Source organism: Pseudomonas sp. NUPR-002 (assembly GCF_056322725.1).
In genome coordinates, this window is record NZ_CM150476.1 from 3,347,421 (window position 1) to 3,365,137 (window position 17,717).

Genomic DNA, 17,717 nt, shown 5'->3' on the forward strand with positions numbered 1-17,717 from the left:
TCTTTCAGCTACATCGCCTCGCGGGGCAAGCCCGCTCCTACTTACTTCAGTACCGCCAATGCTGCGTCGTAGTTCGGTTCGTCAGCGATTTCGCCAACCAGCTCGGCGTGCAGCACGTTGTCGTTTTCATCCAGTACCACCACAGCACGCGCGGTCAGGCCGGCCAGCGGGCCGTCGGCGATGGCAACGCCATAGTTCTCGATGAATTCACGACCACGCAGGGTCGACAGGTTCTGGACGTTTTCCAGGCCTTCAGCGCCGCAGAAACGCGCTTGTGCAAACGGCAGGTCGGCAGAGATGCACAGCACCACGGTGTTGCTCACTTCACCGGCCTTCTTGTTGAAGGTACGAACCGAAGTAGCGCAGGTCGGGGTGTCGACGCTCGGGAAGATGTTCAGCACTTTGCGCTTGCCGGCCAGGCTGGCCAGGGTCACGTCGGCCAGGCCGGCACCAACCAGGGAAAATGCAGGCGCCTTGGAGCCGACCTTCGGCAGTTCGCCGTTGACCTGAACCGGATTGCCTTTGAGAGTCACTTGAGCCATGAGCTGAGTCCTTTTGCGGGGTGAGTGAGTAAAGGACCAGAGTTAATCATGAAAGTGCCAATGCACCTATGGGGGGAGCGATAAATTGTTGTATTGCCAGACAATTATTGTGGACAATTTGACCACCCGAAAGCAGACAATCCTGCTTTCGGGTGCTCACTGAGGCAATCAACTGAGCAGCGAATAGACCAGCGCCGAGATCGCCACCAAGCCCACAGCCACCACGAACACGTTAGACATCTGCCCGCTGTACTTGCGCATGGCCGGGACCTTGCGAATGGCATACATCGGCATCAGGAACAGAATCGCCGCGATTACCGGGCCGCCGAGGGTTTCGATCATGCCAAGGATGCTTGGGTTGATGGTGGCGATGGCCCAGCAGACCAGCAGCATGAAGCCTGCGGTGATGCGATCCAGGGTTTTCGCGCCAGGACGCATGCCGGCTTGCACAATCAAGCCCTTGAGGCCTTCACTGGCACCGATGTAGTGGCCCAGGAACGACTTGGCAATGGCGATGAAGGCAATCACCGGGGCGGCAAAGGCAATGGTCGGGTTGCTGAAATGGTTGGCCAGGTACGACAGGATCGACAGGTTCTGATCCTTGGCTTCCTGCAGCTGTGCCGGGGTCAGGGTCAGCACGCAACTGAACACGAAGAACATCACCATCGCCACCATCAGCAGGTGGGCGCGGCTCAGGATCTGCCCGCTGCGCTCGTCGGCATGCACGCCATAGCGGCGCTTCTGGTCGACGGCAAAGGCGGAAATGATCGGCGAATGGTTGAACGAGAACACCATCACCGGAATTGCCAGCCACAGGGTGTGCAGGAAGGCCGAAGGCGGCGGCACTTGCGTGGCGGTGCTGAGGATACCGCCACTCCAGTGCGGAACCAGGAACACCGCGAGGAACGCCAGGGCGATGATGAACGGATACACCAGCAGGCTCATAACCTTGACGGTCGCCTGCTCGCCGCAACGCACAATGGCCAGCAGGCCGAGAATCAGCAGGAACGACAACAGCGCGCGTGGTGGCGGCTCAATATGCAGCTGGTGCTGCATGAAGCTGTCGACGGTGTTGGTCAGGGCCACACTGTAGATCAGCAGAATCGGGAAGATGGCAAAGAAGTACAACAGGGTGATCATCGAGCCGGCACTGATGCCGAAATGCTCCTCAACGACCTTGGTAATGTCGCCGCCATCGCGCCCGGACAGCACGAAACGGGTGAGCCCGCGGTGGGCATAATAGGTCATCGGGAAGGCCAGCAAGGCCAGGATCAGCAACGGCCAGAAACCACCTAAACCGGCATTGATCGGCAAGAACAGGGTACCGGCGCCGATGGCTGTGCCAAACAGGCCAAGCATCCAGGTGGTGTCCTGACGGGACCAGCTACCGAGGGCGGCTGGGGTCGATTCGAAGCGTTGTTCAACGCTCGGGGCCTGCTCATTCATCCGGGTGCAACTCCACTCGCAAGACTGCAACAGGGCTGAGAGCAGCGAAACAGAGATCTCGCTGCAACTCAACCGTACAAAGAGGGTCGCGATTGTGCGCCCATTGGTTGCACTTGCAAAGTCTTGACCGACAGAGGGGTTGCACCTTTTGAAAATATCGCGGGGCAAGCCCGCACCTAAAGGGTTGCGCCTGTGGGAACGGGCTTGCCCCGCGATCAATCATTGCACCGCAGCAATCGCCTCAGCCACCTGCTGCAGATTGTCCGGACGCAGGCCCGACATGCACACCCGGCCACTGTCGATCAGGTAAACGCCAAACTCGTCACGCAGACGGCGCACTTGCTCGACACTCAACCCGGTGTAGCTGAACATGCCACGCTGGCTCAGGAAGAACTGGAAGTCCTGACCTGGCAACAGCACAGCCAGCGCATCTACCAGACCCTGGCGCATTTCGAGGATACGCAGGCGCATTTGCTCGACTTCCGCCGCCCACTGGGCATTGAGCGCTGCATCGCCAAGCACCGCCGCGACCAGTTGGGCCCCGAAATTCGGTGGGCTGGAGTAGTTGCGACGGACGGTGGCCTTGAGCTGGCCGAGCACGCTTTGCGCGGTGTCGGCATCGTCGCAAACCACCGACAACCCACCAACGCGCTCGCCATACAGCGAGAAAATCTTCGAGAACGAGTTGCTCACCAGGCACGGCACACCGGCGCACGCCACTTCACGAATGGCGTAGGCGTCTTCGACCAGCCCCTCACCAAAGCCTTGGTAGGCGATGTCGAGGAACGGGATCAGGTTGCGTGCCTTGACCACCTCGATCACCTGCTGCCATTGCGCCTGGCTCAGGTCAACGCCAGTGGGGTTATGGCAGCATGGGTGCAACAGCACGATGCTGTTGGCCGGCAGGCCCTGCAGGGCTGTGAGCATGCCGTCAAAGTCCAGGCCGCGCGTGCCCTGGTCGAAGTACGGGTAGGTATTGACCTTGAACCCTGCGCCTTCAAAGATCGCCCGATGGTTGTCCCAGGTCGGATTGCTCACCCACACCTGCGAATCGGGGAAGTAGCGCTTGAGGAAGTCGGCACCGACTTTCAGCGCGCCCGAACCGCCCACCGTCTGCACGGTCGCCACACGACCGCCCTGCACCGCCGGATGCTCAGCACCGAACAGCAGCGCCTGAATCGCCTGGCGGTAGCTGCTCAGGCCTTCCATCGGCAGGTACAGAGAGGCCTCATGGGGTTGGTCGGCCATGCGTTTTTCGGCCTCACCCACCGCTGCCAGCTGCGGCACTACACCGGCGGCATCGTAATACAGACCGATACTCAGGTTGACCTTGTTGGCGCGCGGATCGGCCTTGAAGGTCTCCATCAGGGAGAGAATCGGGTCGCCGGCGTAGGCATCGACATGTTTGAACACAGCGTGCAGCTCCTTGGGTCAGGGCATTGGGTAAAATTCTGTGTCGAGGATACCTGTAGCCGCGCCGAAGCAACATGCCCTTTGGCGCAACTAGTCTGTGCATCCATGCATGCCTTGCGCAGGTTCGGGCCATGCCAGCCACCCTTGGCTGAACGCCAGGAACAGCAGCGCACAGATATTGGTACTGGCCGTTTTGCTGAGCATATTGCGCCGGTGGGTACGTGCGGTCTGGTCGCTGATGCCCAGCGCTCGCGCCGCTTGCTTGTCGCTCAAGCCGCGGGCCAGGTAACCGAGCAGTTGCAGTTCACGCGCAGAAAGCAGCGATGGCGACCTTGCCTGCCCTCCAGGTCGGGGCCGCAACCAGGCTCAGGTAAATCGCCACCAGCGCGCTGGCGCGCTCGACCTTGAGCTTGGCGAGCAGGTTCTCGCGGTGCTTGCGTGCAGTAGAAAAGGCGATGGCCAGTTGCTCAGCGATGTGCCGATCCGTCCATCCACGGGCAATCAACGACAGCACCACGGTTTCCCGATCACTCAATCGCATGTTCGTTCCCTGAACTGTCCGCTGTTACGCCGAGGCGTGCCCGCACCTGATGAGCAAGCCTAGGCGCTGACCTCCCCCTGTCAAACCGGGGCATAGAGCGCTACCGGCATACCGCATTTGCCGAATGTTCCTGCACCTGCGACAGGCAGACGATTCAGCTGCCGACGTTTTTCAACCCGGTGGTCGGCGGCACGGAATGTCGCTGCGAGTCGCTGTTCGGCCTCATCGAACGCTCAATGGAAAAGGAATGCTCATCATGAACTGGAACCGCTCGTTTACCGATCTGATTCGCAACGGTCGTGCCGCTTACTGGGGCAACTGGACCCTCGATCAGAAGCTCAAAGTCGGCAGTGTCGGCTTTGTTTCTCCGGACAACGGCGACTTCACCCTGGTGCAGGAGCAAGCGCCTGGGCTGATCGTCAGCACGCGCAACGCCCCCAACCAGTGGAAGCTGTCGTCCAGCAACGTCAAACGCAGCCAGAGCAACGTGGCCCTCGACGGCTCGGCCACCGACCCGGAAACCGGTACCAAGATCACCGCAGGCACTGAGGTAAAGTGGGATTTTGCCTCGACCGGCTCAATCGCTTCGGAGTTCGGTATCTCCTCGGAGACTTACCTGGCCGATTTGACGGTACTGACCCAGCCACAAACCTTGCAGTGGCTCAAAGACCAGGCCAACCGGGTCAGCATGGCTTCTAGCAAAGGCATTGCCCAGGGCTTTGGCGTGGTCACCAGCGTGATCTACGCCACCAGCGGCCTGAACGTCGGCTCGCAGGACAATAGCTCGTCGTTCTCGGTCACAGGCTCGGTAAAAGGCGTTCAGGATCTGCTCGCCAGCGCCGAAGCCAAGGGCTCGTATGTATCGACCAACCAGACCAAAAGCGTCGACCAGCACCTGTGGCCGGACAAGGCTGGCACCCTGCCCGCTCAGCCGATCCCCATCGCCTACACCTTCGCCTCGTTTGACGGTGAGCTGCTGATCCCCAACTGGATCAACCGCCTGGGTGGGCTGGAAATCCTCTTCAACAACAAGCCCGGCTGCACCTACATCACCAGCGTCACCCTGGAGTACGACACCCCCTCAGGCAAACAGCATCAAGCCTTCAGCCTCAGCGGCGGGTTGTCGAAAACCGTCGGCAACATCCCGCTCAATGCCACCAACATCACCGCCCAAGTGACCTTCAAAGGCGTGATGAACAACGACAACTACAGCTTCAGCTGGCCGAGCCCGCTGGGCCAGTGGCTGACCGGGCGGCGTGAAGTTCGCATGGACGGGGTATGGCCAGGCAAGACCTCGGCCCAAGACCTTGCACGTTGAAATTCGCCTGATCACTCAACCAACACCGCGCAGCCGGCAACGGCTGCCACGAGGACACCATTATGTGTAAGTGCACATCGGACTTTCTGGTCAAACATGTACGGATTCTTGGCCCGCGCCAAGCCAACGATCTCTACAACCGGTTGATTCAGCGCGATCTTGTGATACCTGGGGACGCCCTGCTGATCCTCAACCAGACGATCGACAACACCCGCGAAGCGGTCACCCACCGCGCAGGCATTACCCTGCAGGCACGGGTCGAGGAGTTCGAGCATAAGTACCCCAATACCGTGATGTTCATGGACCTGGCGACGCTGCAAACGGTCTGCGATACGCTCGAGCAGTTGCAGGCCGGCAAGTACGACTTCGAGTGCCCGGTACGCATTCCGTGGATCGTCACCTGGACCGGGGTCAACCAGTATGAAGTGGTGAAAAACGCTAGTGGTTTCGGTGCTTCCACCGACGACGCTGGCCACTGCAATCACTACCGCCTGCCGCTGACCGATGGCAACAGCGAAACCAGCCAATGGAGGGCCACAGGCTTGTAAGCTCCTGGTGGGAGCGGGCTTGCCCCGCGATTTGTTGCAGGGTGCCAGATCGCGGGGCTAGCCCGCTCCCACCGCGACTTAGCCCTTCAGCCCTGCGCCAGTGCCTGCAGTTGCTCAAGTTCCTGCGCCGTCAGGCTCACGCCCTGACGCGCCGACGCTTCGCGTTCACGGAAGCGTCGTTCACCCGGCATCCGGGTCACGCCGACCGCTTGCATCTGCTCCACCAGTTGACGGCTACGCTCGGCAAACTGATTGCCTTGTGCCTTGCTTGGGTCAATGACGATGATCAGCTGCCCGGTCCACGGGGTTTTCGCCCCCGGGTGCTGCGACCAGTCGAACTCCCAGGAGAAATGCCCGCCGGTCAGCGCTGCCGCCAGCAACTCGACCATCATCGACAAGGCCGAGCCCTTATGCCCGCCAAACGGCAACAGCGCACCGCCCTCGAGGATCTTTTGCGGATCACGGGTCGGCTGACCCTGGCTATCGACGCCGATACCGTCCGGCAGTTGTTCGCCTTTGCGCGCAGCGATCTGTACGTCGCCATGAGCCATGGCACTGGTGGCCATGTCGAACACCACCGGATCACCCCTGGCGCAGGGCGCCGCAAAGGCAATCGGGTTGGTGCCATACAAGGGTTTAACAGCACCATGCGGCACCACACAGGTCATGCTATTGACCACACTAAGGGCCACCAAGCCCTCATCGGCGAACGGTTCGACATCCGGCCACAGGGCAGCGAAATGGTGTGAATTATGAATGGCCAACACCGCAATCCCGGCACTGCGGGCCTTTTCCACCAGCAGCTCACGCGCCGCCGCCAATGCCGGCTGGGCAAAACCACCCTTGGCATCCACGCGCAGGTAGCCACTGGCAACATCCTCGACCTGCGGCACGGCGTTTCCGTCGACCCAGCCACTGGCCAGGGTCGACACGTAACCAGGAATCCGGAACACCCCATGGCTGTGGGCACCGTCGCGCTGGGCGCTGGCACAGTTGAAAGCCAGTGCGCGGGCAACCGCTTCACTGGTGCCATGACGAACGAAAATACGCTGCAACAAGGCCTGCAGGTCGGCAAAGGCAATCTGCACGACAGCAGTGTCGGGACGTGCGGACATCTGAAGCTCCCTTATTGGATTTGGTATGGGCGACAGCGGTGAGCAATAGCCGAACTGTCCTCTTATGACAGCAAACTGTCAAACCTTGACTTGATGACAGAAAACATTCATTTTCTGTTTCCAAGTGCAACCGCCTATGAGAATTGCCTGTGAGCCAATCGATCAAACAACGCCTGGAAAGCAGCCTGCACAACGCAGCGGCGTCAGGGCGCAAGATCGCTACCTATATGCTCGCCAATCTCACCGACCTGCCCTTCGAAACCTCGGCCAGCCTGGCCGCCAAGATTGGCGTCAGCGAATCCAGCGTAGGCCGTTTCTGCCGGGCGCTGGGCTACGAACACCTCAAGGCCCTCAAACACGACCTTAAAGATGACCTGGGTGACGGCCCGTGGCTGGTCGGTGATCGTCTGCAAGAATTCCGCCAACAGCACGGCAAAGATGCGGCAGGTGTCGCACGCAGCCTGGAGCAGGAAGTCGGCGCGCTGGTGCGGGTGTATGAATACAGCCGCACCCCGGCCTGGGAAGCCGTCAGCCAGCGCCTGGCGCAACGGCGCAAGGTGTTTATCGCCGGTTTTCAAACCGAGCGCGGTATCGCCCAATGCATGGCCCACCTGCTGCAATACCTGCGCGACGGCGTGCAGGTGGTCGATGGCAGTGCCGGGCATTTTGGTGACGTGTTACTCAGCAACCCGGCCGATTGTGCGCTGGTGGTGTTTGAGGCACGCCGCTACTCACGCCACGCCCTGACCCTGTGCCACAAGGCGCATGAGGCGGGCATTCCGGTCACGCTGGTGACCGATACCTTCTGTGACTGGGCCGATGCCAACGCCAGCGAGGTGTTCCGCATCCCCACTGAATTCAATCTGTTCTGGGAGTCGACCGCGACGATGCTGTCGTGGGCTCACCTGATGGTCAACGAGGTCTGCAAGAAGCTAGGACCGGATGTTGAAAAACGCTTGGAAGCAACTGCCGCTCTACACAATGAATTCGTTGGCTACACGTCAGCGAGCAAACAATAGCAAGAGTGCAAACAACAGATCGAGGTGCAACATGAAACCCGTTATCCGCTTTGCAGGCGCGTGCGCCCTGCTGCTTGCCGGGGCAACCATGGCTCAGGCCGAAACCCTGAAAATTGCCACCGAAGGCGCTTACCCGCCGTTCAACTATGTCGATTCGGATAACCAGCTGCACGGCTTCGATGTCGATATCAGCAAAGCCCTGTGCGAACAGATGAAGGTTGAATGCACCTTGGTCGCACAGGACTGGGAAGGCATCATCCCGGCCTTGATGGCGAAGAAATACGACGCGGTTGTCGCCTCGATGATCAACACCGAAGAGCGCCGCAAGAAAATCGCCTTCACCAACCACTACTACAAAACGCCGCTGTCGGTCGCCGTTGCCAAAGACAGCGAGATCACCGACGCCCAGACCGACTTCAAAGGCTACACCGTCGGCGCCCAGGCCTCCTCGACCCAGGCAATTTACGCTGAAGACGTTTACGGCAAGGCCGGTGCTGATGTGCGCCTCTACCCAACCCTTGATGAAGCCAACGCCGACCTCGCCGCCGGGCGCCTGGACGGTGTGATCGCCGACAAATTCCCGCTGACCGAATGGTTGGGCAAGGCTGGCAAGGAATGCTGCAAGATCCTTGGTGACGTCAACGGCACCAAGGCCGACGCCTCGATTGCCGTGCGCAAGGAAGACGAAGCCCTGCGCGAGCGCCTGAACAAAGCGCTGGACGAAATCGTCGCCAACGGCACCTACCAGAAAATCGCCAGTCGCTATTTCGAGTTCGACATTTATCAGTGACTGATCGCGGCACACGCCCGCTCCCACACGCCCCTGTGGGAGCGGGCTTGCCCCGCGACAAAGCCCTCCCAAGCACCCCACACTCTTAACACCGAGAGGGTTCGCCCATGCTCGACCAACTGTCCCTGTTATCGTTTGCCAGCGGCGGCTGGGGCCAGGCCCTGCTGGCCGGCGCCCTGGTGACCATTTCGCTGGCCCTGGCCTGCCTGCCGATCGGTTTGCCCCTGGGCCTGGGCGTGGCCTTGATGGCGCGTTCGCGCAAGCGCTTGCCGCGCGCCGTCGCCACGGTATTTTCCACCGTATTCCGCGGCCTGCCTGAACTGCTGACGCTGCTGATCATCTACTACGGCTGCCAGATCGCCGCGCAGAAAATCCTCCTGGCCATGGGCTACGAGGGCGAAGTGATGATCAACACCTTCCTCGCCGCGATGATTGCCTTCAGCCTGGTATTTGCCGCGTTCTCCAGCGAAATCTGGCTGGGCGCCTTCAAAACCGTTGCCAAAGGCCAGTACGAAGCCTCCCAGGCGTTGGGCTTGAGCAAAGCCACGACCTTTCGCAAAGTGATTTTCCCGCAGCTGGTGCGCATTGCCATGCCGGGGCTGTCGAACAACTGGCTGTCGCTGCTCAAGGACACCTCGCTGGTATCGACCATTTCCCTGGTTGACCTGATGCGCCAAACCAACCTGGCGGTCAGCGTGACCAAAGAGCCGATGTTCTTCTATGGCGTGGCCTGCCTGGGCTATCTGCTGTTCTCGGCGCTGTCGGGACGGGTGTTTGTCTACATCGAACAGTACTTCAGCCGTCACCTGCGGAGTGCCCGGACATGAGTTTCGATCAACTGCTGGCTCTAGTCGTCGATCCTGACCTGCTGGAACGTTACGGCCCACGTTTTATTGATGGCCTGCTGGTCACTGGCAAGCTGGTGGCAATTTCCTTCACCCTCGGTGCTCTGCTCGGCATGCTGCTGGCCCTGGCGCGGCTGTCCAACAACCTGGTGTTGCAGCGTTTGAGCGCGGCTTACATTTATTTCTTCCGTGGCTCGCCGCTGCTGGCCCAGCTGTTTTTGCTGTATTACGGGCTCGGTTCGCTGAAAAGCTTCTGGCAAGACGTCGGGCTGTGGTGGTTCTTCCGAGATGCCTGGTACTGCACCTTGCTGGCCTTTGTCCTCAATACCGCGGCCTATCAGGCGGAAATCTTCCGTGGTGCCCTGCTGGCGGTCGCCCCCGGCCAGTACGAAGCGGCCAAGGCCCTGAGCCTGAAACGCTCGACCACCTTTTTCAAAGTCATCCTGCCGCAGTCGATGATTGTTGCCATCGGCCCGCTGGGCAATGAGCTGATCCTGATGATCAAAGCCAGCGCCATTGCCTCGCTGGTGACCATCTACGACCTGATGGGCGTGACCAAGCTGGCCTTCTCGCGCAGTTTCGACTTCCAGATCTACCTGTGGGCCGCCGTGCTCTACCTACTGATCGTGGAAATTGTCCGCCGTAGCCTGAAACACATCGAAGCCCGCCTGGGCCGCCACCTGCACTGATTGCCCGTTGTGAGGACTGTTCCAATGCATTGTCAAACCATCGTTCTGGGCGCCGGTATCGTCGGGGTCAGCACGGCCCTTCACCTGCAGGCACGCGGCCGCAAGGTCATCCTGATCGACCGTAACGAACCTGGAAGCGGCACCAGCCATGGCAACGCCGGGCTGATCGAGCGCTCCAGCGTCATCCCCTATGCCTTTCCGCGCGAGCTGTCGAGCCTGCTGCGCTATGGCCTCAATCGCCAATCCGATGTGCGCTACAGCCTCACCCATGTGCCGAAGATCGCCCCCTGGCTGTACAGCTATTGGCAGAATTCCTCTGCCGCGGGCCTGAAGGTCGCGACCGACGCCATGCTGCCGCTGGTGGAGCGCTGCGTTGAAGAACACGACGCGCTGATCGAAGCCGCCGGGCTTAACGAGCTGGTCAAGGCCAGTGGCTGGATCGAGGTGTTTCGCAACGAGGCCGCATTCAGCAAAGCCAAGGCCGATGCCCAGTCGTTGAGCGCATATGGCCTGCGTTACGAGGTGCTGGATCAGCGCCAGTTGCATGAGCGCGAGGCGAGCCTGAGCGACAACGCCGTTGGCGGCATCCACTGGCTCGACCCGAAAACCGTGAGCAACCCCGGCGGCCTGACCCGCGGCTACACCGCGTTGTTCGTCAAGCGTGGCGGCCAGTTCATTCACGGCGATGCGCGCACCCTGCGCCAGATCGGCAGCGAATGGCAGGTCGATAGCCGCCAGGGCCCAATCACCGCACCCGAGGTAGTGATTGCCCTTGGCCCACAGTCGGCGGACCTGTTCAAGCCACTGGGCTATCGCATTCCGCTGGAGATCAAGCGCGGCTATCACATGCATTACCAAGCCCGCGACGGTGCTGAGTTGAAGCATTCGATCTGTGATGCCCAGGGCGGTTATGTACTGGCGCCAATGGCCCAGGGCATCCGCCTGACCACCGGTATCGAATTCGCCGCCAGCAGCGATGCGGCCAACGAGATCCAACTCAAGCGATGCGAAGCCCTGGCGCGCAAGATCTTCCCCCTCGGCCAACGGCTTGATGAACAACCCTGGCTCGGGCGCCGCCCCTGCCTGCCGGACATGCGCCCTGTGATCGGCCCGGCGGCGCGGCACAAAGGCCTGTGGTTCAACTTCGGCCACGCCCACCATGGCCTGACCTTGGGCCCGGTCAGCGGCCGTTTGCTGGCTGAACTGATGACCGGCGAGCCCACCTTTACCGACCCTGCGCCGTACAGCGCGGCACGCTTCAACTGATCGCGGGAGAATAACAATATGACCGCTTCACTGAGCCTTGCAGCAAGCCACGTAGCCCCCATAACCGACCCACGTAAAATCGTGATCGGCATCGAAGGCCTGAACAAGCACTACGGTGCCTACCATGTACTACGCGACATCAACCTCAGCGTGCGCGAAGGCGAACGCATCGTGCTGTGCGGACCGTCCGGCTCCGGCAAATCCACCTTGATTCGCTGCATCAACCGCTTGGAAATCGCTGAAAAAGGCCAGATCCGCGTTCACGACACCGACCTGGCACTGACCACCCGCCAGGCCGCCGAGGTGCGCAGCGAAATTGGCATGGTGTTCCAGCACTTCAATTTGTTCCCGCACATGAGCGTGCTCGACAACTGCACCCTGGCGCCGATGACCGTGCGCGGCCTTAGCCGCAAGGACGCCGAAGAACGTGCGCGCTTCTACCTGAACAAAGTGGGCATCGAGAGCCAGGCCAACAAGTACCCCAGCCAATTGTCCGGGGGCCAGCAACAGCGCGTGGCCATCGCCAGGGCACTGTGCATGAAGCCGAAAATCATGCTGTTCGATGAACCCACCTCGGCACTTGATCCGGAGATGGTGGCTGAGGTGCTGGACGTGCTGGTGAAGCTGGCCGATACCGGCATGACCATGCTCTGCGTCACCCATGAGATGGGCTTTGCCCGTCAGGTGGCGGAGCGCGTGCTGTTTCTCGACGGTGGGCAGATTATCGAAGATGCCAGCCCTGAGGCGTTTTTCAATAATCCGCAGAGTGCACGGGCCAAGGGCTTCCTTGCGCAGATTTTGCATTGATGCAATCGCAGTGTAGGAGCGGGCTTGCCCCGCGATTGTGATGTGTCAGCAACATCGCTTCGCGGGGCAAGCCCGCTCCTACCGGCTTGCCGTCAACTATAATTAACCGCCGCTGTTGCTGGCAGCCCCGACGGACAAGGGCTGCAGACCAATAATTGCACCAAGGCAATGATAAGCTTCGCCCACGCAATCTGAAGTCGTTTGACATATTAAACGGCTCTGGCAAGCTGTATCACAGGTTTCGACCGGAATATCTGGCCCTCTGAGCCCTTCCGGCAGTGCTCGAAACCTCAGGTAGCGCAAAGGTTTCAGCTGCGCGCCTGCACAATAATGACAGGCTGCGCCTGTCCAAAGGTGACATATGCCCAACAGCAACATTGGCAATAAGAAACAGACCCTGCGTAAACCCGTTGTCCTGATGACCATGGGCGCCCAAGAGCGCAAAGGCCACGACTATCAGGTCATGACCCACAAATACATCGTGCCGCTGGTTGAACATGCCGGTTGCGTACCCGTCCTGGTACCAACTTGCTGCGGTATCGAAGACCTCGAAACCTACCTGGACATGGCAGATGGCGTATACCTGACCGGTGCCGGCAGCAACATCGACCCAGCACTGTATGGCCAGGAAAACGAAACCCCCGGCAAAGGCCAGGATCGTGACCGCGACCTGTTCGACATGCCGTTGGTGAAAGCCGCCATTGCCCGTGGCCTGCCGATTTTCGGTATCTGCCGTGGCATGCAGGAAATCAACGTAGCCTTGGGTGGCGACATCTACCAGAAGGTATACGCTGAAGCCGGCTTCAACGATCACCGGGAAAACCCGGAAGATCCGGTAGACGTGCAGTACAGCGCCGTTCACAGCGTGCGTCTGGAGCAAGGCAGCTGGTTGCAGAAGCTGCTGAAAAGCGATGAGATTCGCGTCAACTCGCTACACGGCCAAGGCCTGAAAAACCTCGGCAAAGGCATCGAGCCGCTGGCTTTCGCTGAAGACGGCCTGGTCGAGGCGATTCATGCGCCAAGCCTGTCGCCATTCCTGTTTGCCGTACAGTGGCACCCAGAATGGCAAGCGGCGAAGAACCCGGACTCGGTGAAGATGTTCGAAGCCTTCGGTGATGCCTGCCGAAAGCAGGTGGCCAGAGCTGAAGGCGGCACTAAGCTGAGCTCGGCGGCCTGATTCACGCAATCGCGGGGCAAGCCCGCTCCTACCAAGCTGGTGGGAGCGGGCTTGCCCCGCGATGCGTTTATTGATCCCAATCACTAGCCTTAGCCCAACCAAGGGCGCACCCTGAGCGTTGACTGCACGACCCAGCCACGCACACCTGCTCAGGAGAAATGGCCATGTCCCGCATGAAAGCGGCAATTTTCGTCGAAAAGAACCGTATCGTTCTGGATGAAAAACCGATCCCCGACGTCGGACCCTCCGACGCCCTGCTGCGCATCACCACCACTACCATCTGCGGAACCGACGTGCACATCCTGCGCGGCGAGTATCCGGTGGCCAAACGCCTGACCATCGGTCACGAACCGGTCGGTATCATTGAAAAACTCGGCAGCCAGGTTCAAGGCTTCACCGAAGGCCAACGGGTCATCGCCGGAGCCATTACCCCCAGCGGCCACAGTTATGCCTGTTTGTGTGGCTGCGCCTCCCAGGACGGCCCCGGCACTCCCCACGGCTTTCGCGCCGCCGGTGGCTGGAAGTTCGGCAATACCATCGATGGCTGCCAGGCCGAGTACGTGCTGGTACCCGATGCCATGGCCAACCTGTCGCCGATCCCCGACGATCTGACCGACGAACAAGTGCTGATGTGTCCGGACATCATGTCCACCGGCTTTTCCGGCGCCGAACGTGGTGGCGTGCGCATCGGCGATACCGTGGCGGTGTTCGCCCTCGGCCCGATCGGCCTGTGCGCGGTGGCCGGAGCGCGGCTAATGGGCGCAACGACCATCATTGGTGTCGACACCGTTGCCGCCCGCCTGACGGTTGCCCGCCAGTTGGGGGCCACCCATGTGGTCGACTTCAAGCAAGGCAATGTGGTCGAGCAGATCATGGCCCTGACCCACGGGCGTGGCGTGGATGTGGCCATCGAAGCCTTGGGCACGCAGTCAACCTTCGAGTCGGCGCTACGCATTCTGCGCCCGGGCGGCACCCTGTCGAGCCTGGGTGTGTATTCCTCCGACCTGACCATTCCGCTCTCGGCCTTCGGCGCGGGGCTGGGCGACTACAGCATCGTCAGCACCTTGTGCCCCGGCGGTAAGGAACGCATGCGCCGCTTGATGGAAGTGGTGGGCAGTGGCAGCGTTGATCTTAAGCCGCTGGTCACTCACCGCTTCAAACTCGATGACATCGAGGCGGCTTACGAACTGTTCGCCCATCAGCGTGATGGGGTGATGAAGGTTGCGATTACGCCGTGATGCGTTTCGCGGGGCAAGCCGGCTCCTGTAGGAGCGGGTTTGCCCCGCGATAAACCTCACCCCAACGGCCCCTGCAACCGCGGCGCCCAATCTTCCACTACGGCTTGTTCCAGGCGCCGCTCCAGGGTCCGTCGCCACGACGGCACCAGCGGCAACTCCAAACACTGACGAATAATCTCAAGGTCGACCCGCTTGTCGAACAACACCGACGACAAGCGCGCCACCGACCACTGCGGATGCGGTCGCTCGATCAGCTCGAACGAAGCACCTGCGGCCAATACGCCCTCCTCCAGCACCCGGTAATACCAGCCGGTACGGCCAGTCTGCTGCACACGCAGGGCCATGTCCTTGACCTGAAAACGGTCATTGAGTTTCCAGCACGGCATCCGCCCCTGGGACACTTCCAGCAACGCGCTACCCACCCGCAGGCGATCCCCCAGGCACAGCGTATGCTCGGTCCAGCCGCGGGTACTGAGGTTCTCACCAAACGCGCCTGGCGCCTGCAGTAACGGATGCTCGCCCAACTCAGCCGCCCACAGCGCGTAGTGCTCGCGCGGGTAATGATGGATCGCCTTGTCCTTGCCTCCGTGCACACGCAGGTCACCCTGCTCGTCACCGGCAAGCCCCAGTTCGGTCACCGCCACCTCACCACTGCGTGGCTGCTTGGCAATTGCACTGGAAGATCCCGGGCGGGTGAACGGCACGGCTTTACCGGTCAAGACAGCGTCAAGCTTCATGGGTATCACTCCGTCAGTTCGGCAAGTTGGTGTTCGCGGCAGATCAGCTCGCGCTCAGGGGGCGTCAACGGCTCTTGGGTCAATTCGCAAAAGCCGCCACTGGCGGTCTGGCGGTGAAAGCGGCAGGTCTTGCACAGGCCGAAGCCCGGCACGTTTTCGCTGCGCTGAATGCTGCGCAGCAAGTCGCTGAGCAAACCCTCCAGCGCTTGCGCATCGGTACCCATTCGCGCCATTGCGGTGACGAGAAAATCCGGCGGCATCACCGCCGCGAGCAATGCCCGGGCCGCTTCGGTCAGGCTCAGGTGCACGCTGCGTTTGTCGGCCTGGTCCTGGGTCTTGACGATCAAACCCTTGGCCTCCAAGGCTTTGAGCGATTGCGACACCGTGCCCTTGGTCAGGCCCAGGTACTCGGTGACCGCCAACGGCGTGTTGGAGTAACGGTTGCAGCGTGCCAGGTACAGCAAGGCGCTCAGCTGGATCGGCTGCAGGTCGGCCAATAGCGGGTGCTGGCGGAACCAGACGCGGGTCAGGCTCGACAGCCGTTCCAACAGATCGAATAACACGGCAGCTGGCCTCGATTGATAGGGTCGATAGATAGTATCGAATAAAAACTATATTGACAAAGACCTGGATGAGCTTAGGCTATTTGGTATCGATTCGAAACCAAATGCCCACAGGAGCCCTACCATGAAACGCACCCTCGCCTTCACCCTCAGCCTGCTCGCCACCCAGGTCTGGGCCCACGAATCCCCCGGTATCAGCAGCGCCAAAGGCAATGCCGAAGCGGCCTTCGACCTGGTTCAGACTCGGGTCTTCAAACAAGGCGACAACCTGGTGTTCGAACAACTGGTCGACGGCAAGGCCGGTAGCCGCCTGCCCAGCGCCAAAGGCGCATTCGCCGGTGCCGAGGTCTACAGCTATGTCTGGCCCACCAGCCTGGACAGCAGCAGCGTCGGCTTCGAGGCCAAGGCCGGCATCCTCGCCCTGGCGCTGACCTCTCACCCGGACTTCGATGACACCCCACAGCTCGATGAAAACCGCGACGGCAAAACCGACAACGACGGCGGCCTGTGGCATTCCCATTGGGTGGTGCTGAGCAAGGACGCCAGTTGCGGCCCCAGCGGCCTGAAAGTGCGTGACATCCCTAAAGGCGCACAACCGAAACTGCCGGCCACCTGGCCTGGCGCACCGATCTACATCGACTCCCCCGGCTACGCCCTGAGCGTGGACAAGAATGCCGCGCAGATCAGTGTGCCGCTGGCGGCAGTGGGCTTCCCGCAGCGCTTCAACTATGACGGTGTGACTGCCGCACTCAAGGTCAATGCTGACCTGCACGACCCGCTGCTGTGCGTCAGCAGTGTGTGGGACATCAGCTCCGGTGACCTGTCGCTGCCAGGCACCTGGAAACTCAAGCAAGAGTAAGCCTCGCCAACCGGCGCGCCGCCCGACGCCCCGTCGCGGCGCGCCTCTGGGCAAAAGCCCCTGCGGGTCGCTATGCTGCAAAGCATGAACGCCTCCTTGCCAACCCGCTCCCCTTGCCCACCCGGCGCCTGCGATTGCGGCCGTGACACGCTGCAGGACCCGCGCATCCTGCTGCTTACGCGCCAGGAGGAAAAGCGTCTGCTGGAGCGTCTGGAAAACCTGCAGAGCCTGGCTGACCTTGAGCACATGCAGCGCAAGCTCTTCGAGAACCTCGGCATCCGCCTGCAGATCAGCCCCAGTGACAACGAAGTGCGCACCATGCGCGGCTTCAACATCCAGCTTGCCGAGCAACCGGGCCTGTGCCGCAAGACCCGGCAAAACATTCCCGCCGCGATCCGCCGGGCCCTTGAGCGCCAGCCGGAGATTGCCTACCGGCTGCTGGATGCCAACGACCTGCTGCGTGATACCTGAGCGCCCATTCCCCTTTACAGGAACAGTGTACCGATGTCCGCCCTTTCGCCCCGTGAGGTTTACCAGCAATTGCGCGACGTCGCCCTCGGCGTGCGCCTGATGGGCCGCCCAGTCCCCGTAGCGGCGAGCGGTCAGGTGCAGGTAGAGATCGAAGGCTGGCAACTGCTGCTGGACTTCGAAGGCAACCGTCTGCACCACTGTGAACAGTGCCTGCACCCCGATGGCCGTCAGGGCTCAGCCGACACCTGGCAGCGCTATGGCACCGACCCGGTGAGTTTGCTCAGCACTTGGGAAATGGCGCAGATCGAGCGATTGCTCAAGGCGCAGTGAGCT

21 protein-coding genes are annotated in these 17,717 nt (G+C 61.0%); 13 read left to right on the forward strand and 8 right to left on the reverse strand.

The features are described from left to right. Positions 1-41 precede the first annotated feature (41 nt). The 5 genes from tpx to ACVWSC_RS15185 form a co-directional block, all read right to left on the reverse strand. Entirely contained in the window at positions 42-542 is a 501-nt protein-coding gene (gene tpx / locus ACVWSC_RS15165; protein ID WP_442107386.1) for a thiol peroxidase, read from the reverse strand. Positions 543-710: 168 nt separating this feature from the next. Then, positions 711-1,988: a serine/threonine transporter gene (locus ACVWSC_RS15170; RefSeq protein WP_442107388.1), complete on the reverse strand. Its 1,278-nt coding sequence runs from the start codon at positions 1,986-1,988 to the stop codon at positions 711-713. 219 nt (positions 1,989-2,207) lie between these two features. Next, positions 2,208-3,401 carry an amino acid aminotransferase gene (locus ACVWSC_RS15175; RefSeq protein WP_442107390.1) on the reverse strand — a complete coding sequence of 398 codons (1,194 nt, stop codon included), beginning with the start codon at positions 3,399-3,401 and terminating at the stop codon, positions 2,208-2,210. Positions 3,402-3,491: 90 nt separating this feature from the next. After that, positions 3,492-3,674 (reverse strand): LuxR C-terminal-related transcriptional regulator, encoded by a 183-nt coding sequence (locus ACVWSC_RS15180; RefSeq protein ID WP_442107392.1) that lies wholly within the window; start codon positions 3,672-3,674, stop codon positions 3,492-3,494. Positions 3,675-3,705: 31 nt separating this feature from the next. Then, positions 3,706-3,942 carry a response regulator transcription factor gene (locus ACVWSC_RS15185; protein WP_442107394.1) on the reverse strand — a complete coding sequence of 79 codons (237 nt, stop codon included), beginning with the start codon at positions 3,940-3,942 and terminating at the stop codon, positions 3,706-3,708. Positions 3,943-4,198: 256 nt separating this feature from the next. Between ACVWSC_RS15185 and ACVWSC_RS15190 the strand changes: the two genes are divergently transcribed. Together ACVWSC_RS15190 and ACVWSC_RS15195 are read left to right on the forward strand one after the other, a co-directional pair. After that, positions 4,199-5,260 (forward strand): hypothetical protein, encoded by a 1,062-nt coding sequence (locus tag ACVWSC_RS15190; RefSeq protein ID WP_442107396.1) that lies wholly within the window; start codon positions 4,199-4,201, stop codon positions 5,258-5,260. Positions 5,261-5,322: 62 nt separating this feature from the next. After that, positions 5,323-5,808 (forward strand): hypothetical protein, encoded by a 486-nt coding sequence (locus ACVWSC_RS15195; RefSeq protein WP_442107398.1) that lies wholly within the window; start codon positions 5,323-5,325, stop codon positions 5,806-5,808. Between the two features lie 86 nt (positions 5,809-5,894). Here the strand turns inward: ACVWSC_RS15195 and ACVWSC_RS15200 are convergent, their stop codons facing one another. Beyond that, positions 5,895-6,923: an Ldh family oxidoreductase gene (locus tag ACVWSC_RS15200; RefSeq protein WP_442107400.1), complete on the reverse strand. Its 1,029-nt coding sequence runs from the start codon at positions 6,921-6,923 to the stop codon at positions 5,895-5,897. Between the two features lie 149 nt (positions 6,924-7,072). On the opposite strand from ACVWSC_RS15200, the gene ACVWSC_RS15205 reads away from it, so the two are divergent. From ACVWSC_RS15205 to ACVWSC_RS15240, 8 genes are all read left to right on the forward strand, one after another. After that, positions 7,073-7,942, forward strand: a complete 870-nt coding sequence (locus ACVWSC_RS15205) for a MurR/RpiR family transcriptional regulator (RefSeq protein WP_442107402.1) — start codon at positions 7,073-7,075, stop codon at positions 7,940-7,942. A gap of 31 nt (positions 7,943-7,973) precedes the next feature. Then, positions 7,974-8,732: a transporter substrate-binding domain-containing protein gene (locus ACVWSC_RS15210; RefSeq protein ID WP_442107404.1), complete on the forward strand. Its 759-nt coding sequence runs from the start codon at positions 7,974-7,976 to the stop codon at positions 8,730-8,732. Positions 8,733-8,839: 107 nt separating this feature from the next. Further along, positions 8,840-9,559, forward strand: coding sequence for an ABC transporter permease (locus tag ACVWSC_RS15215; protein WP_442107406.1), 720 nt, complete (start codon positions 8,840-8,842; stop codon positions 9,557-9,559). Further along, on the forward strand, positions 9,556-10,266 hold the full coding sequence (locus tag ACVWSC_RS15220) for an ABC transporter permease (RefSeq protein WP_442107408.1): 711 nt from the start codon (positions 9,556-9,558) through the stop codon (positions 10,264-10,266). The genes ACVWSC_RS15215 and ACVWSC_RS15220 overlap by 4 nt, the downstream gene beginning before the upstream one ends. Before the next feature lie 24 nt (positions 10,267-10,290). Beyond that, positions 10,291-11,532 carry an NAD(P)/FAD-dependent oxidoreductase gene (locus ACVWSC_RS15225; protein WP_442107410.1) on the forward strand — a complete coding sequence of 414 codons (1,242 nt, stop codon included), beginning with the start codon at positions 10,291-10,293 and terminating at the stop codon, positions 11,530-11,532. Positions 11,533-11,550: 18 nt separating this feature from the next. Beyond that, positions 11,551-12,339, forward strand: a complete 789-nt coding sequence (locus tag ACVWSC_RS15230) for an amino acid ABC transporter ATP-binding protein (RefSeq protein WP_442107412.1) — start codon at positions 11,551-11,553, stop codon at positions 12,337-12,339. 361 nt (positions 12,340-12,700) lie between these two features. Next, the gene (locus ACVWSC_RS15235; RefSeq protein ID WP_442107414.1) at positions 12,701-13,516 is read left to right on the forward strand and encodes a gamma-glutamyl-gamma-aminobutyrate hydrolase family protein; all 816 of its coding nucleotides are present in this window, start codon (positions 12,701-12,703) and stop codon (positions 13,514-13,516) included. A gap of 164 nt (positions 13,517-13,680) precedes the next feature. Further along, positions 13,681-14,754, forward strand: coding sequence for an NAD(P)-dependent alcohol dehydrogenase (locus tag ACVWSC_RS15240; RefSeq protein ID WP_442107416.1), 1,074 nt, complete (start codon positions 13,681-13,683; stop codon positions 14,752-14,754). A 56-nt stretch (positions 14,755-14,810) separates the two neighbouring features. On the opposite strand, the gene ACVWSC_RS15245 is transcribed toward ACVWSC_RS15240, so the two are convergent. Together ACVWSC_RS15245 and ACVWSC_RS15250 are read right to left on the reverse strand one after the other, a co-directional pair. Continuing rightward, positions 14,811-15,491 (reverse strand): MOSC domain-containing protein, encoded by a 681-nt coding sequence (locus ACVWSC_RS15245; RefSeq protein WP_442107418.1) that lies wholly within the window; start codon positions 15,489-15,491, stop codon positions 14,811-14,813. Positions 15,492-15,496: 5 nt separating this feature from the next. Beyond that, on the reverse strand, positions 15,497-16,054 hold the full coding sequence (locus tag ACVWSC_RS15250) for a MarR family winged helix-turn-helix transcriptional regulator (protein WP_442107420.1): 558 nt from the start codon (positions 16,052-16,054) through the stop codon (positions 15,497-15,499). 124 nt (positions 16,055-16,178) lie between these two features. Here ACVWSC_RS15250 and ACVWSC_RS15255 point away from each other — a divergent pair, with 124 nt between their 5' ends. From ACVWSC_RS15255 to ACVWSC_RS15265, 3 genes are all read left to right on the forward strand, one after another. Next, complete coding sequence (locus ACVWSC_RS15255) at positions 16,179-16,913, forward strand: hypothetical protein (protein ID WP_442107422.1); 735 nt, start codon at positions 16,179-16,181, stop codon at positions 16,911-16,913. Between the two features lie 84 nt (positions 16,914-16,997). Then, on the forward strand, positions 16,998-17,384 hold the full coding sequence (locus ACVWSC_RS15260; protein ID WP_442107424.1) for a hypothetical protein: 387 nt from the start codon (positions 16,998-17,000) through the stop codon (positions 17,382-17,384). 33 nt (positions 17,385-17,417) lie between these two features. Continuing rightward, positions 17,418-17,714 (forward strand): DUF7693 family protein, encoded by a 297-nt coding sequence (locus tag ACVWSC_RS15265; RefSeq protein ID WP_442107426.1) that lies wholly within the window; start codon positions 17,418-17,420, stop codon positions 17,712-17,714. Positions 17,715-17,717: the final 3 nt, after the last annotated feature.

What these genes read in the sequence shown, in the direction of transcription:
- tpx (WP_442107386.1), bottom strand. Translation starts at nt 542, where the DNA reads ATGGCTCAAGTGACTCTCAAAGGCAATCCGGTTCAGGTCAACGGCGAA.
- ACVWSC_RS15170 (WP_442107388.1), bottom strand. Translation starts at nt 1,988, where the DNA reads ATGAATGAGCAGGCCCCGAGCGTTGAACAACGCTTCGAATCGACCCCA.
- ACVWSC_RS15185 (WP_442107394.1), bottom strand. Translation starts at nt 3,942, where the DNA reads ATGCGATTGAGTGATCGGGAAACCGTGGTGCTGTCGTTGATTGCCCGT.
- ACVWSC_RS15190 (WP_442107396.1), top strand. Translation starts at nt 4,199, where the DNA reads ATGAACTGGAACCGCTCGTTTACCGATCTGATTCGCAACGGTCGTGCC.
- ACVWSC_RS15195 (WP_442107398.1), top strand. Translation starts at nt 5,323, where the DNA reads ATGTGTAAGTGCACATCGGACTTTCTGGTCAAACATGTACGGATTCTT.
- ACVWSC_RS15200 (WP_442107400.1), bottom strand. Translation starts at nt 6,923, where the DNA reads ATGTCCGCACGTCCCGACACTGCTGTCGTGCAGATTGCCTTTGCCGAC.
- ACVWSC_RS15210 (WP_442107404.1), top strand. Translation starts at nt 7,974, where the DNA reads ATGAAACCCGTTATCCGCTTTGCAGGCGCGTGCGCCCTGCTGCTTGCC.
- ACVWSC_RS15215 (WP_442107406.1), top strand. Translation starts at nt 8,840, where the DNA reads ATGCTCGACCAACTGTCCCTGTTATCGTTTGCCAGCGGCGGCTGGGGC.
- ACVWSC_RS15220 (WP_442107408.1), top strand. Translation starts at nt 9,556, where the DNA reads ATGAGTTTCGATCAACTGCTGGCTCTAGTCGTCGATCCTGACCTGCTG.
- ACVWSC_RS15225 (WP_442107410.1), top strand. Translation starts at nt 10,291, where the DNA reads ATGCATTGTCAAACCATCGTTCTGGGCGCCGGTATCGTCGGGGTCAGC.
- ACVWSC_RS15230 (WP_442107412.1), top strand. Translation starts at nt 11,551, where the DNA reads ATGACCGCTTCACTGAGCCTTGCAGCAAGCCACGTAGCCCCCATAACC.
- ACVWSC_RS15235 (WP_442107414.1), top strand. Translation starts at nt 12,701, where the DNA reads ATGCCCAACAGCAACATTGGCAATAAGAAACAGACCCTGCGTAAACCC.
- ACVWSC_RS15240 (WP_442107416.1), top strand. Translation starts at nt 13,681, where the DNA reads ATGTCCCGCATGAAAGCGGCAATTTTCGTCGAAAAGAACCGTATCGTT.
- ACVWSC_RS15245 (WP_442107418.1), bottom strand. Translation starts at nt 15,491, where the DNA reads ATGAAGCTTGACGCTGTCTTGACCGGTAAAGCCGTGCCGTTCACCCGC.
- ACVWSC_RS15255 (WP_442107422.1), top strand. Translation starts at nt 16,179, where the DNA reads ATGAAACGCACCCTCGCCTTCACCCTCAGCCTGCTCGCCACCCAGGTC.
- ACVWSC_RS15260 (WP_442107424.1), top strand. Translation starts at nt 16,998, where the DNA reads ATGAACGCCTCCTTGCCAACCCGCTCCCCTTGCCCACCCGGCGCCTGC.
- ACVWSC_RS15265 (WP_442107426.1), top strand. Translation starts at nt 17,418, where the DNA reads ATGTCCGCCCTTTCGCCCCGTGAGGTTTACCAGCAATTGCGCGACGTC.